The organism is Agreia sp. Leaf244 (assembly GCF_001422695.1).
Classification (GTDB): domain Bacteria; phylum Actinomycetota; class Actinomycetes; order Actinomycetales; family Microbacteriaceae; genus Agreia.
Genome location: NZ_LMLX01000003.1, coordinates 382,920 through 399,749, shown reverse-complemented (window position 1 = coordinate 399,749; position 16,830 = coordinate 382,920). Strand labels below are relative to the sequence as shown.

Annotated in this window: 16 protein-coding genes; 11 read left to right on the top strand and 5 right to left on the bottom strand. The window is 67.1% G+C overall.

The features are described 5' to 3' along the window. Positions 1 to 13: 13 nt before the first annotated feature. Positions 14 to 1,231: a hypothetical protein gene (locus tag ASF06_RS11910; protein ID WP_055947158.1), complete on the bottom strand. Its 1,218-nt coding sequence runs from the start codon at positions 1,229 to 1,231 to the stop codon at positions 14 to 16. A gap of 125 nt (positions 1,232 to 1,356) precedes the next feature. Here ASF06_RS11910 and mtrA point away from each other — a divergent pair, with 125 nt between their 5' ends. The 6 genes from mtrA to secA all read left to right on the top strand — a co-directional run bounded on the left by mtrA (position 1,357) and on the right by secA (position 10,090). Then, positions 1,357 to 2,037: an MtrAB system response regulator MtrA gene (gene mtrA, locus ASF06_RS11905; RefSeq protein ID WP_055930972.1), complete on the top strand. Its 681-nt coding sequence runs from the start codon at positions 1,357 to 1,359 to the stop codon at positions 2,035 to 2,037. Positions 2,038 to 2,043: 6 nt separating this feature from the next. Further along, positions 2,044 to 3,735: an MtrAB system histidine kinase MtrB gene (mtrB, locus tag ASF06_RS11900; protein WP_326941729.1), complete on the top strand. Its 1,692-nt coding sequence runs from the start codon at positions 2,044 to 2,046 to the stop codon at positions 3,733 to 3,735. Continuing rightward, positions 3,732 to 5,420 carry a GerMN domain-containing protein gene (locus ASF06_RS11895; RefSeq protein WP_082500891.1) on the top strand — a complete coding sequence of 563 codons (1,689 nt, stop codon included), beginning with the start codon at positions 3,732 to 3,734 and terminating at the stop codon, positions 5,418 to 5,420. The genes mtrB and ASF06_RS11895 overlap by 4 nt, the downstream gene beginning before the upstream one ends. Positions 5,421 to 5,512: 92 nt before the next feature. Further along, positions 5,513 to 6,328: a ComF family protein gene (locus tag ASF06_RS11890; protein WP_157439183.1), complete on the top strand. Its 816-nt coding sequence runs from the start codon at positions 5,513 to 5,515 to the stop codon at positions 6,326 to 6,328. A gap of 11 nt (positions 6,329 to 6,339) precedes the next feature. Further along, complete coding sequence (gene hpf / locus ASF06_RS11885) at positions 6,340 to 7,065, top strand: ribosome hibernation-promoting factor, HPF/YfiA family (protein WP_055947151.1); 726 nt, start codon at positions 6,340 to 6,342, stop codon at positions 7,063 to 7,065. Positions 7,066 to 7,234: 169 nt separating this feature from the next. Then, entirely contained in the window at positions 7,235 to 10,090 is a 2,856-nt protein-coding gene (gene secA, locus ASF06_RS11880; protein ID WP_055947149.1) for a preprotein translocase subunit SecA, read from the top strand. Positions 10,091 to 10,210: 120 nt separating this feature from the next. On the opposite strand, the gene ASF06_RS11875 is transcribed toward secA, so the two are convergent. Beyond that, positions 10,211 to 10,714: an Rv3235 family protein gene (locus ASF06_RS11875; RefSeq protein ID WP_235500988.1), complete on the bottom strand. Its 504-nt coding sequence runs from the start codon at positions 10,712 to 10,714 to the stop codon at positions 10,211 to 10,213. A gap of 281 nt (positions 10,715 to 10,995) precedes the next feature. Between ASF06_RS11875 and ASF06_RS11870 the strand changes: the two genes are divergently transcribed. Further along, complete coding sequence (locus ASF06_RS11870; protein ID WP_055947146.1) at positions 10,996 to 11,610, top strand: hypothetical protein; 615 nt, start codon at positions 10,996 to 10,998, stop codon at positions 11,608 to 11,610. 3 nt (positions 11,611 to 11,613) lie between these two features. On the opposite strand, the gene ASF06_RS11865 is transcribed toward ASF06_RS11870, so the two are convergent. Further along, on the bottom strand, positions 11,614 to 11,895 hold the full coding sequence (locus ASF06_RS11865; RefSeq protein ID WP_055930989.1) for a helix-turn-helix domain-containing protein: 282 nt from the start codon (positions 11,893 to 11,895) through the stop codon (positions 11,614 to 11,616). Positions 11,896 to 11,981: 86 nt separating this feature from the next. Between ASF06_RS11865 and ASF06_RS11860 the strand changes: the two genes are divergently transcribed. The 3 genes from ASF06_RS11860 to ASF06_RS11850 are packed head-to-tail and all read left to right on the top strand — an operon-like array spanning position 11,982 to position 15,401. Beyond that, positions 11,982 to 12,626, top strand: coding sequence for an SAF domain-containing protein (locus tag ASF06_RS11860; RefSeq protein ID WP_055947144.1), 645 nt, complete (start codon positions 11,982 to 11,984; stop codon positions 12,624 to 12,626). Positions 12,627 to 12,631: 5 nt separating this feature from the next. Continuing rightward, the gene (locus ASF06_RS11855; RefSeq protein WP_235500987.1) at positions 12,632 to 13,903 is read left to right on the top strand and encodes an AAA family ATPase; all 1,272 of its coding nucleotides are present in this window, start codon (positions 12,632 to 12,634) and stop codon (positions 13,901 to 13,903) included. A gap of 4 nt (positions 13,904 to 13,907) precedes the next feature. Continuing rightward, on the top strand, positions 13,908 to 15,401 hold the full coding sequence (locus tag ASF06_RS11850; RefSeq protein ID WP_055930996.1) for a sensor histidine kinase: 1,494 nt from the start codon (positions 13,908 to 13,910) through the stop codon (positions 15,399 to 15,401). A gap of 157 nt (positions 15,402 to 15,558) precedes the next feature. Here ASF06_RS11850 and ASF06_RS11845 read toward each other — a convergent pair whose 3' ends face one another. After that, positions 15,559 to 15,807: a WhiB family transcriptional regulator gene (locus ASF06_RS11845; RefSeq protein ID WP_044442296.1), complete on the bottom strand. Its 249-nt coding sequence runs from the start codon at positions 15,805 to 15,807 to the stop codon at positions 15,559 to 15,561. A gap of 280 nt (positions 15,808 to 16,087) precedes the next feature. On the opposite strand from ASF06_RS11845, the gene ASF06_RS11840 reads away from it, so the two are divergent. Further along, complete coding sequence (locus ASF06_RS11840; RefSeq protein WP_235500986.1) at positions 16,088 to 16,453, top strand: hypothetical protein; 366 nt, start codon at positions 16,088 to 16,090, stop codon at positions 16,451 to 16,453. 22 nt (positions 16,454 to 16,475) lie between these two features. Here the strand turns inward: ASF06_RS11840 and ASF06_RS11835 are convergent, their stop codons facing one another. Next, entirely contained in the window at positions 16,476 to 16,823 is a 348-nt protein-coding gene (locus tag ASF06_RS11835) for a DUF2200 domain-containing protein (protein WP_055947139.1), read from the bottom strand. Between the last annotated feature and the right edge of the window lie 7 nt (positions 16,824 to 16,830).

The window sequence follows — 16,830 nt, the reverse complement described above, 5'->3', positions numbered from 1 at the left end:
AGGAGAGGAGAGGTCAGCCGTTTCTCTGGGAGGAGACGAGGTAGGGATCGACGACATCGTGGGCGCCGCCGGCCTGCCGGGCCTCGACATAGCGCATGAGGTCGAGATCGAGACCCTCGCGGCGCATCCGGAGGTCGATGTAGACGACCGCGACGGCCGACGACTGCACGACGGCCGCGATGGATCCCAGGATGAGGCTGACGATGAGCGCGAGTCCATAGGTCACTGCCACCACGGCGATGTAGGAACCGGAGTCTTCGGAGCTGCCGGTGGGGAACAGGAAGCTCGCGACGAGTCCGCCGATGAACGACACGGGAGTGGTGATGATCTGCGTCGCCGCGTAGAGAATGACGCCGATGAGGGCGAGCACGCCGAAGGTCTTCCAGAACGAGTGGGTGGTGAGCCCCCAGGAACGCCTGACCGACGAGATCACGCCTCGATGCTCGAGCACGATGATCGACGGCACCAGGGCCGTCTTCGTGCCCAGCCAGACTCCGGCGGCGGCGAGCACGAGCGTGCCCAGAACACCGAAGAGCACGGCGAAGCCGATCGCCGCCCCTCCGATCATGCCGATGAGCACCGCGATGCCGATGACCCCGGCGACGGCCACGACGATCAGGCCGAGGAGGATCGCGAACCAGGCGATCAGGGGCCAGAGTCGTCGACCCGCGGCTTTCCAGAGCGCGCCCATGCGGTTCTTCTCGCCCAGGGTGCCGCGGGCGACCTCGACGACGAGCACGCCCTGCAGGAGAGCGGAGCCGAGGATCGACAGCGCCAGAGGCACGAGGCTGGCGAGGATCACCGTGGCCCAGGCGCCGGCCGTGACGGCATCGCGGTCTTCGGGGAGGGCGCTGTCGATGCGACCGAAGGCGAGGACGCCGACGCCGCCGATGACGAAGACCGCGACGAGAGAGGTGACGAGTTGAACGATCAGGGCGCTGCCGAAGGTGGCGCCGGGGTTGCGCCGCAGAACCTGGAACGGGGTACCGAGGAGCGTTCCGAACCCCAACGGGCGGAGGGGGAGCAGGCCGGGACGAGGCGGTGGCGACCAGGCGCCGGGTGCGGGCGGCGGGACGTTCGGGTAGCCCGTGGGCGGGGCGCCGTACGCAGCCTGCGGCACACCGCCATATGGAGCTTGCGGCACACCGCCGTACGGAGCCTGCGGCACACTGCCGTACGACGGCGGAAGGGTGGGGGGCGCCTCAGGCCCGCCGTTCTGGCTGTCGTTCACCGGTGTTCCTTCATGTCGTATCGGTGTCCCCCCGGCATCTCACGTGCTCCCATGCTTCCACACACGCCGCCCCGCCCGCAGGATGCTGTGAATCAATGACGGGCGGCTCGACTAATCTGTAGCGCATGGATGCTCGCATACTGGTCGTCGACGATGACACCGCCCTGGCAGAGATGATCGGCATCGTTCTGCGCGCCGAAGGATTCGAGCCGGTGTTCTGTGCCGACGGCGCGGAGGCGCTCGGCATCTTCCGCGAGTCGAAGCCCGACCTCGTTCTGCTCGACCTGATGCTCCCCGGTCTCGACGGCATCGAGGTCTGCAGGCTCATCCGCGCGGAGTCCGGGACGCCGGTGATCATGCTCACGGCGAAGGCCGACACCACGGACGTGGTGAAGGGGCTCGAGGCGGGGGCAGACGACTACGTCGTCAAGCCGTTCAATCCCAAAGAACTCGTGGCACGCATCCGCACCCGCCTGCGGCCCAGTGCCGCCGGCTCGCCGGAGCTTCTTCAGGTCGGCGACCTCGAGCTCGATGTCGCCGGGCACGAGGTGCGCCGGGGCGACGCGCGCATCGGACTCACCCCTCTCGAATTCGATCTCCTCCACGCCCTGGCCGCCAAGCCGCAGCAGGTCTTCACCCGCGAGATGCTGCTCGAACAGGTCTGGGGCTACCACTACAAGGCCGACACCCGACTGGTGAACGTGCACGTGCAGCGCCTGCGCGCCAAGGTCGAGGAAGATCCCGACAACCCGCGCATCGTCATGACCGTTCGTGGCGTGGGCTACCGGGCGGGTCAGGTCACGTAGCGAGACGTGTCGACAGACAGCATCGCCACCGTCGAAGGGCGCCGCACGAGCCGCATAGGCCCGACGATCGTGCGGGAGTGGCGCACCTGGCCCATGCAGATCGCGCGCGGCTGGCGGCGATCGCTGCAGTTCCGCACCATCGTGATCACGGTGGCGCTCTCGGCCGTGGCCCTGTCGGCCACGGGTGCGTTCGTGTCGACGAGCATCAGCAACGACCTCTTCAACTCGCGGCTCGACCAGGTGCTCATCGAATCGAAGCGCGCTGCGACGGCGGCGCAGAAGATCTTCGACTCGTCCGACGTGACCGGGCAGGCAGCCAGCCTGTCGCTGCAGAACTCGGTGAAGAACGCCATCACCGCATCGACGTCGTCGAGGCTGGTGGCGCTGTACGTCACGCCGGGAAAGGAGTCCGATCCGAACACCGCGATCTCCTTCACTGCGCTCAAGCTGGTCGACGTGATCACGCCGGAACTGCGCTCCCAGGTGTCCTCCGGCAGCGACGACCAGTCTCAGTACTGGCAGTCGGTCTCCCTCGGTGACGGGCAGAGCTCGTCGGTACCCGGAATCGTCGTGGGCACGCCTCTCTCGGTTCCGGGATCGGGCGAGTTCGAGCTGTATCTCGGCTACGACCTCGCCGAGGCCGATCGCACACTCGTGTTCGTCCAGCAGATCCTCCTCATCGCGGCCCTCGCCCTGAGCCTCCTGATCGGCGTGATCGCCTGGGTCGTCGTGCGACTCGTCGTCGAGCCGATCCGGGTGGCCGCCGAGACGAGTGAGAAGCTCGCCGCGGGCGAGCTCGAGGTGCGCATCCCCGAGAAGGGCGACGATGTGATCACGACGCTGGCGAGATCCTTCAACGGCATGGCCGACAGCATCCAGTCGCAGATCACCCAGCTGGCCGATCTCTCGAGGGTGCAGCAGCGATTCGTGTCGGATGTCTCCCACGAGCTGCGCACGCCCCTCACGACGATCAGATTGGCCGGCGACGTGCTGTTCGATCAACGCGACTCCTTTCCGCCCGCGACGTCGCGCACGGCCGAGCTGCTGCACACGCAGACGGAGCGCTTCGAGCTGCTGCTCGGCGACCTGCTCGAGATCAGCCGGTTCGACGCGGGCTCCGCCGAACTCGAGACCGAGCCGGCCAGTCTCGTGCATCTCGTGGAGGGCTCCATAGACGAGATGAGCCAACTGGCGCAGCAGGCGGGGAGCGAGCTGCGGCTCGTCGCGCTGGGCGGGTACTTCGAGGCCGACATCGACGCGCGACGCATCCGGCGCATCGTGCGCAACCTCCTGGGCAATGCGATCGAGCACGGCGAGGGGCGCCCCATCATCGTGTCGATCGACAGCACGGCCACGGCCGTCGCGCTCGCGGTTCGCGATTACGGAATCGGCATGACCCCCGAGTCGGCCGCCCGGGTCTTCGACAGGTTCTGGCGAGCCGACCCGTCGCGCAAACGCACCATCGGCGGCACAGGGCTCGGCCTCGCGATCTCCCTTGAAGACGCAGCGCTGCACGGGGGAGAGCTCGAGCTGTGGAGCGAGCCAGGGGCCGGGACGTGTTTCCGGCTGACCCTGCCGCGCATCAAGGGCAGGCCGATCGGCGTCTCGCCGCTGCCGCTGCCGCCACTCGATGCCGACGGCGAGGCGCAGACGCACAACGCGTTCGACGAGCAGGCCTTCAACGGAGACAAGTCATGATGCGTTCACGCTCCCGAGCCCTGATCGCCGCGATGGCGTCGCTGACCGTGCTGCTCCTCGCCGGATGCGTGGGCATCCCCAGTTCCGGTCCGGTGGAGAAGGGCGACGCGCTCTCGACCACCGACGAGATCGACATCATCTTCCAGCCTTCGGGCCCTGGCGTCGACGAGAGCCAGGAGGACATCCTCAATGGATTCATCCGCGCCGCGCTGAACCCCCTGAACAACTTCGCGGTCGCGAGGTCGTTCCTCAGCAAGAGCTTCTCCGACGACTGGAAGCCCGACGCCGGAGTCACGATCGACCAGAGCGGCCGCAGCACGCAGGCGGTGTCGGAGACCTCGATCGACCTGAAGGTCAGCCCTATCGCCACCGTCGACGCCGACGGCGAGTACAGCACCGTGCCCGCCGCGGCCCCGGTCACCCGCAGCTACACCTTCGTGCAGGAGGACGGCCAGTGGCGCATCAACACGGCGCCCGACGGCATCGTTATGCTCGCCAACGAATTCGCCGAGGTCTACAACTCGTATCCCCTCTATTTCTTCGACCCGAGCTACCAGCGTCTGGTGCCCGACGTGCGCTGGTTCCCGCGCGTCGCATCCAATACCGGAACGCGCATCGCGCGCGCTCTGATCAACGGCCCCTCCGCCTGGCTCGGCGGCGCCGTGGTCACCGCATTCCCCGAGGGAACGGGAGTGACGAGCGTTCCCGTCGACGCCGGACTCGCATCCGTCGACCTGTCAGGGCCCGTCCTCGACTCGAGCGAGGCGACGCTCGAGCGAATGCAGGTTCAGCTCCGAGCGAGTCTGCTCACCCTGAGCGGCGTGTCGACCGTGCGCCTGACCGTCGATTCCACCGAGGTTCCTCTGGCCACCTCGGGCGACGCCGCGCCCGTCACGAGTCCTCGCGTCGACAGTCGGGCGCTCGTGCTGCGCTCGGGGCAGTTCGGCTTCTTCACCGGCAGTTCGCTCACGCCGATCGAGGGCATCAGCGACGACGTGGCGTCACTCCCGGCCACGTCGATCGCGTTCTCCGACTCGGTCCCCGGCCTGCAGCTCGCCGCGGTGGGAACGGCCGCCGGTGTGTACGCGGCAGCCCCCTCGTCGACGCCCGGTCTCGTCGACGACCGCCCCGGCCTCATCGAGCCGAGCCTCGACCCAGAGGGGTTCGTGTGGACGGTTCCGCGAGGGTCGCCGCTCGATGTCCGGGTCGCCGCGGGCGGACGAACGCCGTCGAGCTTCACCGCCACGTGGGACGGCGCGAGCGAGATCGTGTCGCTCGACGTCTCGCGCGACGGCGCCCGGGTGCTCGCATTCCTCACGATGGATGGCGAGCCCCGCCTCGTGGTCGCGTCGGTCATCCGCGACAAAGACGGCACGCCCACGGGGCTCGGCGAGCCCGTCGACCTGGCCGAAGGGCCAGGCACGGCGGTGGATGCGACGTGGGTCGACTCCCTGTCGGTCGCGTCGGCGACGCTCACCGCCTCGGGCGACAACGCGATCGTGCAGCAGCAGATCGGCGGCACGACGACGCAGCTGGCCGACGCGTCGGATGTGGTGTCGCTCGTCGGCTCGAACGACGTCGTCGGGTTGCGCGTGCTCGCCTCCGACGGCACGATCCTGCAGCAGAGCGCCAACACGTGGCAGGTGCGCGCCGCCGATGTGGCGCTGCTCGCAACGCAGTACTGAGACCACTCCGCACAGGCGCCCAGGCGTGCCGTTCTTTCCTCAGATACCACGGGACCGGGCTCGCTGAGCCGGGTGCTCGCCAGGCTATCTTCATGGATGCCCGTGGCCCGATCTCGACGGCGCTCCTCGACGGTCTTGCCGTGCTTCTGCCCGTGGAGTGCGCCGGGTGCGGCGCGCCCGACAGAGGGGTATGCGATGCCTGTCGGGCTGCGCTCCAGCTGCCCGAGCGGGCCGGTCGACACCTGATGACCCCGCCCGCCGCCGGAGGGGCGGCAGACGGGCGCGGTCTTCCCCTGTGGTTCGCGGTCGACTATGCCGGTGCGCCCAGGGCGGCGCTGCACGCGCTCAAAGAGAGCGGGCGCGTCGATGCCGCGAAGCCGCTCGGGCGACTCCTCGGGGTCGCCGTGACGCAGGCGGTCGCCGCCCTCGAACCCGGCCTGCCGCCGGGTGCCGTGCTCGAGACGCTCGTCGTCCCGTCGTCGCGCGGCGCCTTCCGACTGCGCGGGTACAACCCCGTCGAGTCGCTCCTTCGATGGGCGGGGCCCCAGCCTCGCCGGGCCACCGGGCTCCGCTACGTGCGCGCTCCCCGTGACCAGGCATCCCTCGGCGCCGAGGAGCGGTGGGCCAACCTGCAGGGCTCGGTCGAGGCGGTTCGGCAGAGGCTCTCGGGCCGTCATGTGCTGCTCGTCGACGACGTGGTGACGACAGGCGCGACCCTGCTCGAATGCCGTCGTGCAGCCGAGGCCGGGGGCGCCATCGTGTGGGGTTCGGCAGCTCTCGCCCATACAGCAAAAGTCAAGAGAACAAACAGTGAATTACACGGTGACTTAGTCAGCCGGCAGGTCTACGGTGGGGGAAAAGGCGCGGAATCCAATCGCCCTCGACTCGGGCGCCGCGTCTTGGACTAGGAGAGATCGCCTTGGAAATCAACATCACCGGACGAAACCTAGGAATCACCGATCGGTTTCGGGATTACGCGACAGAGAAGGCCGAGAAGGTCGAGCACCTCGCCGACAAGGCCCTCGCACTCGAGGTCAAACTCTGCCGCCACAACTCGGCTACGGCGTCGCCGGGCGACGACCGGGTCGAACTCACGCTGATCGGTCCTGGCCCCATCGTGCGGGCGGAGAGCGCGGCGAGCGACAAGTACGCGGCGTTCGATCTCGCCCTCGCGAAACTCATGGAGCGCGTACGCCGCGCCAAAGACCGAAAGAAGGTGCATCGGGGCAAGCATCGCCCGGTCTCCTTGCGCGAGGCATCCACGGGCGGCTTCTCGGTCATCGACATCACACCGGCCGATGTCGAGGTCCTCAACAGCGTCGACAGCACCGGAGCCGTCAAGCCGCGGGCCGAAGAGCCCGACCAGCCGAGCTACTCCGAAGACGACGACTACACCGAGTACACGCCCGTCGTCATTCGAGAGAAGGTGTTCCCCGCCGCGCCGATGACGGTCGACGACGCGCTCTACTACATGGAGCTCGTGGGCCACGACTTCTACCTCTTCATCGATGCCGACAGCCTGCGCCCCAGCGTGGTCTACCGTCGCAAGGGCTGGGAGTACGGCGTGATCGGGCTCGACGACCAGGCGACGGATGCCGACGGCGCTGTCGCCGCGGCCGCTGCGGCCGGAGCGTCGTCGCGATAGACGCGCGAACGAAGCCTGCGTGACGAAGGCCCGGCCCTGCACAGGGTCGGGCCTTCGTGGTGTTCGGCCGGGATTCAGGCGCAGTTCCGGTGACGCACAGGCAAGGCAGGCTAGAATTGCTGGGATTGTCGGCCAAATGCGCCGCGATATCAGCAGTAGGAGACTCTCTGTGGCTTCAGTTCTTGAAAAGGTTCTCCGTGTCGGTGAAGGCCGTATTCTTCGCAGACTCGAGAGCTACGCGAAGGCGATCAACGCCCTCGAAGACGGGTTCAAAGACCTCACTGACGAGGAATTGAAAGAAGAGACGCCTGCCCTGCGCAAGCGCTACGAAGACGGCGAAAGCCTCGACCACCTGCTGCCCGAGGCCTTCGCGGCCGTTCGAGAGGCTGCCCGCCGCACGCTCGGCCTGCGCCACTTCGACGTTCAGCTCATGGGTGGTGCGGCGCTGCACCTCGGCAACATCGCCGAGATGAAGACCGGTGAGGGCAAGACCCTCGTCGCCACGCTTCCGGCCTATCTCAACGCGCTCACCAGCAAGGGTGTGCACGTCGTCACGGTCAACGACTACCTCGCGAGCTACCAGTCAGAGCTGATGGGCCGCGTTTTCCGCGCCCTCGGCATGACCACGGGCGTCATCCTGTCTGGCCAGACGCCGGCCGAGCGCCGCGTTCAGTACGAGGCCGACATCACTTACGGCACGAACAATGAGTTCGGCTTCGACTACCTGCGCGACAACATGGCGTGGCAGGCCAGTGACATGGTGCAGCGCGGCCACAACTTCGCCGTGGTCGACGAGGTCGACTCGATCCTCATCGACGAGGCGCGCACCCCGCTCATCATCTCCGGTCCCGCCTCCGGCGAGGCCAACCGCTGGTTCACCGAGTTCGCCGGCATCTCGACCCGGCTCGTCATCGACGAAGACTATGAGGTCGACGAGAAGAAGCGCACCGTCGGAATCCTCGAGCCCGGCATCGAGAAGGTCGAAGACTACCTCGGCATCGACAACCTCTACGAGTCGGCGAACACACCGCTCATCTCGTTCCTGAACAACGCCATCAAGGCGCGCGCGCTCTTCAAGAAAGACAAGGACTACGTCGTGCTCAACGGCGAGGTGCTGATCGTCGACGAGCACACCGGCCGCATCCTCGCCGGCCGCCGCTACAACGAGGGCATCCACCAGGCGATCGAGGCGAAAGAGGGCGTCGCCGTCAAGGCCGAGAACCAGACGCTCGCCACGGTCACCCTGCAGAACTACTTCCGTCTCTACGACAAGCTGTCGGGCATGACGGGTACCGCCGAGACCGAGGCGGCCGAGTTCATGTCGACCTACAAGCTCGGTGTGGTCGCCATTCCCACGAACCGCAAGATGCAGCGCATCGACCAGTCCGACCTCGTCTACAAGAACGAGCAGGCCAAGTTCGACCAGGTCGTCGAAGATATCGCCCTGCGCCATGAGAAGGGCCAGCCCGTTCTCGTGGGAACCACGAGCGTCGAGAAGAGCGAATACCTCTCTCGTCTGCTCGCCAAGAAGGGCATCCGGCACGAGGTGCTGAACGCCAAGAACCACGCTCGCGAGGCCGCGATCGTCGCTCAGGCGGGTCGTCTCGGCTCCGTCACCGTCGCCACCAACATGGCCGGTCGTGGAACAGACGTGATGCTCGGCGGAAACGCCGAGTTCCTCGCCGTCGCCGAGATGAACTCGCGCGGTCTCAGCCCCATCGACACCCCCGACGAGTACGAGGCCGAGTGGGATGCGGTGTTCGCGAAGGTCAAGTCCGACGTTCAAGAAGAGGCCGACAAGGTCGTCGAAGCCGGCGGCCTCTATGTTCTCGGAACCGAGCGGCACGAGTCGCGCCGCATCGACAATCAGCTGCGCGGTCGCTCCGGCCGACAGGGAGACCCGGGCGAGAGCCGCTTCTACCTGTCGCTCACCGACGACCTGATGCGCCTGTTCAACGCGGGTGCGGCTGAGAGTCTTATGGGCCGCAGCAACGTTCCCGACGACCTCGCGATCGAGTCCAAGGTCGTCTCCCGCGCCATCCGCAGCGCCCAGTCGCAGGTCGAGGGCCGCAACGCCGAGATCCGCAAGAACGTTCTGAAGTACGACGACGTTCTGAACCGCCAGCGTGAGGCCATCTACTCCGACCGCCGCCACATCCTCGAGGGCGAAGACCTTCAGGAGCGTGCGCAGAAGTTCCTGGTCGACGTCGTCGACGACGTCATCGATACCCACGCCGGTTCCGGCACGGGCGACGACTGGGACTTCGATGCCCTGTGGACCGAGCTCAAGACGCTGTACCCCGTGTCGATCACCATCGACGAGGTCGTCTCCGAGGCCGGCGGCAGCAAGGGTCGCATCGACCGCGCCTTCGTGCGTCGAGAGATCCTCTCGGACGCGCAGCTGGCCTACAAGAACCGTGAGGAGACCCTCGGAGAGACCGCCATGCGCGAGCTCGAGCGCCGTGTCGTGCTCTCGGTCATCGACCGCCGCTGGCGCGACCACCTCTATGAGATGGACTACCTGAAAGACGGCATCGGCCTGCGCGCCATGGCGCAGCGCGACCCGCTGGTCGAGTACCAGCGCGAGGGCTTCGCTCTGTTCCAGTCGATGATGGGCCAGATCCGCGAGGAGACCGTGGGCTTCCTCTTCAACCTCGACGTGCAGGTCAACACTCCTGCCGGCGAGGTCGACGCTCCTGTCGTTCAGGCCAAGGGCCTCGAAGACTCGACGGCGACCGAGAAGCTCAGCTACTCGGCTCCGAGCGACTCGGGTGGAGTCGAGGTGCGCAACCAGAAGGGCCAGATCGAGCAGGCCGCCACGGCTCGCGCGAAGAAGGCCGAAGAGGAGTCCGCTCCCGTCTCGTCCGCGTTCTCCCGTGGAGCCTCGGCTCCGGCGGCCGCCCCGGCGGCATCCGGTCAGCAGGGCGCGAAGCGGCCTGCCGCGGGCCCGCAGGCCAAGCGCCCCGCCAACGCCCCGGCTGCCAACAACCGCGCCGACCGCCGCAAGCAGGGCAAGAAGAAGTAGCCGCCGCCGTTCCCTGAGCTTGTCTCCGTTCCCTGAGCTTGTCTCAGGGCGCCCGTTCCCTGAGCTTGTCGAAGGGCACCGCTCCGACTGGCCCCTTCGACAGGCTCAGGGAACGACGCGTCAGAGCACGTTGATCGCGCTCGCGCGCCAGCGCTTGTCGAGCCCTTCGAGACGGATGGCGACAGCCCGGGTGCGCGCTTTGCCGTGCACGATCACGACCCCCTCGACCACGCCGTCTGCCGGCTCGCACGTGATCGTGTTGCCGATGCGGAACGATGGCCGGCCGACGGGGGTGCCCCGAGCTTGTCTCGCTCGGGTAGCCAGGACCACGCGTTTCAGCAGGTGGCGATAGACGTCGTCGGCGACCCAGCGTGAGAGCTGGTCGAGGTCGCGTGCGCCGGCCAGCACCTCGAGCACGCAGCGGGCGAGATTCTCCATGAGCGGCACCGGGTTCGGCAGTGACGAGGTCGAGGTGGGCTGCGCGTCGAAGTACTCGGGATGCTGGCGCTCCGGCGGCTCGGATGTCGGTGAGTCAGGAGCGAGGGGAGGAACGGCGCGCAGGGATACTGCGTGCTGCGGGTCGACAAGAGGGGTCGTCGACTGTGCGGTGCGGGGACTCTGCATGGTGTCTTCTCTGGCGAAACGGACGAATGAGACGTCGAAAGCTGCGTGAGCAGGGCGCTGAGGCGTGCGTGAGCGCACCCCAGTGACATCGGTGCGCCGAGCGCCTGTTCTTGTCCCCATCCAGGCGAGCGATGCACTGTCAGTGGCTGGCAGTGATGCATGTCCCCCGCATGGGGGATCTTTGGATACTCAACCAGTTTTAGAGTCACGGTGTCTATAAGCCTTTCTGCCCTGTGGACAGATTTCACCCGGGTGCGCGATCACCCGTTACCGTTCCTGCTATGCGATGGGACAACCTGTTCTCCGATCTCGAGAGCCAGCTCGAGTACGGTCTTCACGCCGAGGAGAACGATCTTCACGACGAAGAGGAGCGGCTGCGGCTCGGCCGGCTCACGCTGAGAGACCGCCTGCTCCAGTTGGCGAGTGTTTCGGAGCGAGGGGCGAACTACTCGATCTCGTTCGTTCTGTTGGGCGGCGGCACCCTGTCGGCGATCGTGAAGACGATCGGAAAAGACTGGTTCGCGGCCGACCTCGACCCGAGGGCGTCGGGCGGCACGCGACGGCAGCAGCAGTGCATCGTGCCTCTCACCGCAGTGCAGGGGCTGTCGCTCACGAAGCGGCAGATACGCCACTCGCTCGAGCCCCGACCATCGCACGAGGGCGCCGGTGCGATCACCGACAGGCTCGGGCTCGCTTTTCTTCTCAGAGACCTCTGCCGCAGGCGCACCGCAGTCGAGGTGGTGCTGGCCGCCGAGTCAGTGTTCGGCACCATCGACCGGGTCGGTCGCGATCATTTCGACATCGCCGTTCACGACGCCACATCGTCGCGTCGCGACGTCGAGGTCGTGGGCTATCGCCTCATCGCGTTCGACTGTGTCGCGCTCTTCAGGGTGTGATTCTCAGCGCCTGATGATTCGGCCGTCGGACAGCTCGGGCAGCGGTGCCACGTCGGACTGCTGCCACAGACTGAGGCGGCGGCTCTCCTCGTACATCGCGTCGATGTAGGACTCGAGAACGAGTCGCTCGATGCGCCAATGCCCGGCGGCGCCGACCTTGATGGCCGGAAGCTCGCCCGAACGAACCAGGGCGTAGACCTGCCTCGCCGAGACGTTCAGCACCTCTGCCGTGTCGGCAAGGGTGAGGAAGCGACCGAGGCGATCGGGCGAAGCAGGATCGTTCATTCCTCAATTATGAAACCGGCGCCATGCATCCTGCAGGCCTGTGGATAACTTTCCCACGGCGCCGCGAACCTTGGCACCATGTGCGTATGGACCGCCCCGCTGAACGCCTGCGAACGCATCGAAGGTTCTTCGTCGACCCTCGGTTTCTCATCGGAATCACGCTCGTCGTCGTCGCTGCGGTCGGCGTCACCTGGCTCGTCGCCACCGTCGACGAGACGACCGACGTCTATGTCGCGTCGTCCACGATCAATACGGGTGAACGACTCACCGTCGACGACCTGGCTGTCGCCCATGTGAGGCTCGGGTCGGCGGCCGATCGCTATCTCAGGCCCGACGACATTCCGGCGGAGGGAGCCGTCGTCGTGCGAGCCATCGGCCGGGGCGAACTGGTGCCGAGCGCGTCGGTGGGCGCCGCTCGGTCTGTCGACGAGGCGCAGGTGGTCGTCACGGTGTCCGGTCCGGTTCCGTCGATCGTCGATACATCCTCCCGGGTCACCCTCTGGGCCTCGGCCGCCTCCGACTCCGGTTCGGTGTTCGAGGCTCCCGTGGTCCTCGTCGCCCGGGCCGAGGTCGTCTCGGTCGTCGAATCGGCCGGGCTCGTCGCATCCGGCACCGACGTGCAGGTCGAATTGCGTGTTCCGCGGGAGTCCGTCGCGTCTGTTCTCGAGGCCATGGCCAACGGCGCCGCCCTGGCAATCGTGCCCGACGACGAGCCGCTCGTCGCGAAATGAGCCCGGTGCTGACACTTCTGACCTGCCTCGACGACACGGCGGGCGACCGGCTGATCCAGCAGATCTCCTTCGCAGGACACGACATCGTCGCGCGGCTCGACACCGCGCACGATCTGGTGTCCGCCATCCGGGGTCGCACCGCCGACGGCATCGTCGTGTCCGCCACGCGGCGCCACTTGACGCTCGACGTGCTCGCAGAGGCCGACGATGCAGGCATCCGCATGGTTGCGGTCGCGGCCGACGACGCCGAGAGGCGCTATGCGCTGTCGCTCGGGCTCTTCGAGGTGGTCGATGCGGGCGCATCGTGGAACGACATCGAGGCACTGTTGCGCGGGGGAGTCGCCGTGCCTCGCGGCCCGTCGCCAGACGGGGAGGCTGGCACAGTGATCGCCGTGTGGGGCCCTGCGGGCGCCCCAGGCCGCACGACCGTGGCCATCCAGCTCGCCGCCGAGCTCGCGTTCAGGGGCAGAACCGTGGCTCTGGTCGACGCGGATACCTACGGCGGAGCGATCGCCCCGAGCCTGGGCATGCTCGATGAGTCCCCGTCGTTCGCGGCCGCCTGTCGATTGGCCTCGAGAGACAGCCTCACCCTGGCCGAATTGGAGCGCATCGCGTCGCGCTACACCTCGCCGCGGTCGGCGTTCTGGATCCTCAGCGGAATCGGGCGCGCCTCGCGGTGGCCCGAACTCGGCGCCGATCGTGTGACGACGGTGCTGAGCACGTGCCGCCAGTGGGTCGACTACGTGGTCGTCGACACGGGGTTCAATCTCGAGACAGACGAGGAGATCTCGAGCGATATGTTCGCCCCCAGACGCAACGCCGCGACGCTCGCTGCGCTACGTCAGGCCGACAGGGTGGTGGCCGTCGGCTCAGCAGATCCGATCGGACTATCGCGGTTTCTGCGTGCTCACGTCGATCTGCTCGAGCAGGTCGAGACGGCCGAGGTCTCGGTGGTGATCAATCGTCTGCGCGCGAGCTCGGTCGGCAGCAATGCGCAGCATCAGGTGCAGCAGACTCTGGGCCGCTTCGGCGGGCTCGACGACGCCGTGTTCCTGCCGCTCGACACGGCGGGTGTCGATGCGGCCGTGTTGGCCGGAAAGACCGTGCTCGACGCTGCCCCTCGTTCACCCGTTCGTACTGCGATCGCGCAGCTGGTCGATCGCAGTATTGTCGCGCCGTCGCCGCAGGGCACATCGAGACGAGAGGCGAGGCAGGCGGCGCGGCAGGAGCAGAGGGGTGGGCCGCTGCAGATGCTTCGCGCGCGTCGCCTAGGCTAGGCAGGTGTCGACGCTCAGTGATCTCGTACTTGCCCAAGGCCGTTCCTCCGAGGCCGATGTCGAGTGGCTGCACCTGCTGGTGAGCGACTGGCAGCTGCTCGCCGACCTCGCGTTCGCCGACATCGTGCTCTGGGTTCCCACGGCCGACGACTCGTTCCTGGCCGTTGCGCACGCCCGGCCGTCGAGCTCGGCCACGCTGTTCTACCGCGACTTCGTGGGCCAGAAGATCAAGCCCGAGTGGAACACCCAGGTCACCGAAGCGTTCCGCAACTCGGTCATCGTCGACACGGCCGCGCCCGACTGGTACGAGGAGACGCCCACGCGGGTACGCGCCGTTCCCGTGCTGCGCCGACTCGCGCCGAACGATCGCCAGACCACCGACCACCCGATCGCGGTGATCACCCGCCACACGAACCTCAGCGAGACGCGCACCCCCAGCCGTCAGGAGCTCACGTTCAACGAGTGCGCCAACGACCTGTTCGCCATGATCGGCACCGGCGATTTCCCCGACCTGGGTGCGCCGACCGGACCTCGACGAGGCGCCCCCCGCGCATCCGACGGCCTGATCAGGCTCGATGCCGACGGCATCGTCACCTTCGCCAGCCCCAACGGCCTGTCCGCGTTCAACCGCATGGGCTTCCCTGAAGAACTCGAGGGCCAGTCGCTGGCCGAGGTCACGACCGCCCTCCTCGGCGGGCGGCTCGAGGTCGACGAGTCACTGCCGCTCGTCGTCACCGGCCGCGCCCCGTGGCGCACCGACATCGAGGCGAAGGGTGTCACCGTGTCGCTGCGCGCGATTCCGCTGCGCCTGCAGGGCACGCGCTTCGGTGCCATCGTTCTCTGCCGCGATGTGACCGAGCTCAGGCACACAGAGCGCGAGCTCATTACAAAAGACGCGACGATCCGCGAGATCCACCACCGGGTCAAGAACAACCTGCAGACCGTCGCGTCGTTGCTGCGCATCCAGGCGCGGCGCACGCACTCCGAAGACGCCAAAGACGCGCTCACGCAGGCCATGCGTCGCGTCGCCGCGATCGCCGTCGTGCACGACACCCTCTCGGAGGGGCTCAACCAGCGCGTCGACTTCGACGAGGTCTTCGACCGCGTGCTGCTGCTCGTGGCAGAGGTCGCCTCGGCCCACAACACCACGGTGCACCCGAAGTCGAGCGGAAGCTTCGGCATCCTGCCGAGCGAGTACGCCACACCCCTCGCCCTCGCCCTCACCGAACTCGTGACGAACGCGGTGGAGCACGGGCTGGCGGGTCAGGAGGGCCAGGTCGAGATCGTCGCCACTCGCTCGGAGGAGAACCTGACCGTCGAGGTGCGCGACAACGGCACCGGACTGCCCGAGGGCAAGGTGGGCTCAGGCCTGGGAACCCAGATCGTGCGCACCCTGATTCAGGGAGAGCTCGGCGGAACGATCGACTGGCACACCATGGTGGGGTCGGGAACGGTCGTGACGATCGAGATCCCGTTCCGCTGGCTCACGAAGCCCTAGCGCGGTTCCGGCGCATCCGGTCGCCCGCGCGCACCACGTCGCCCGAGTCACAAAGTCGCCCGCGCAAACAAACGAACCGCGGATTCTCTGTGCTGGTCGCGGGTAAGTACGACTCGCACGAGAATCCGCGGCTCGCGGATGTGGTGCTGTTTAGCGTCTAGGAGGCGCGGCGCGCGCGTGCGGCGCGACGCTTGAGGGCGCGGCGCTCGTCTTCGCTGAGGCCACCCCACACGCCCGAGTCCTGACCGGTCTCGAGGGCGTACTGCAGGCAGATCTCGGTGACCGTGCATCGTGCACAGACGGTCTTGGCCTTGTCGATCTGGTCGACGGCCGGGCCGGTGTTGCCTACGGGGAAGAACAGCTCGGGGTCTGCGGTGAGGCAGGCTGCTTTGTCGCGCCAATCCATGGGGGTGCTCCTTATAGTGCGGAAGCTTCGGCTGCCCTACGAGTGTAGAAAGAGGGCTCGGCCTAAGATTCGGGTGAGGGTCAATGGCACAGGGACTGCTGCAGAAAGAAATCTGCATGCGCCCACGTCACTGTGAGCAACATTGACCTCAAATATGGTCGCATACTGGTAATTGCAAATCAAGACTTTTCTAGGGGTAACGGCTGTGAGTGAACCGCTGAATTCGAAGCCAAATTCGGGTGAACAGGCACCGGATCCGTCGTCGCGACGACCGATTCTGTTGGTCGCGCTCTCAGTAGTGCTCGCCGCCGAGGCACTCCTCGCGACCGGCGTGACCGTGTGGCTCGTCGTCGAACTGCTGACGGCAACGCCCGATTCCTTCGCCTCGGCTGTCGTCATTCTGCTCCTCGCGGCCGGTCTCGCATGCGCACTGTGGGCGATGGTCGTCGGACTGCTCCGTCGGCAGACCTGGGTGCGCGGCGCGGCGCTGACGTGGCAGCTTCTGCAGATCGCCGTGGCGATCGGATGCTTCCAGGGCGTTTTCGCCGTGCCGTCGCTCGGGTGGGCGCTCCTGATCCCGGCCGCCATCGCCATCCTGCTGCTGATGAGCCCGCCCGTCGTCGCGGCCACTCGCCGCGTCTCCTAGGCGCCCCGCCTCGACGGGCCGATCAGGTTCGCAGGATCGAGGACATCTTCTTTCCCCGGCCGACCTCGTCGACCAGCTTGTCCATGTAGCGGATCTTCTGCATCAACGGATCGTCGATCTCTTCGACCCGGATGCCGCAGATCACGCCCGTGATGAGCGACGCGTTCGGGTTCAGGGCCGGCGCATCGTCGAAGAACTGCTCGAATGTGACCTCATCGGAGATGGCCTTCTCGAGCTGCTCCTGGCTGTAGCCCGTGAGCCAGCGGATGACCAGGTCGACGTTGGACCTCTGCTGGCCTTTGCGCTCGGCCTTCGCCACATAGTGCGGGTAGACGCTCGCAAAGCTCGTTGTGAAGATGCGGTGTTGCACGGGGCGG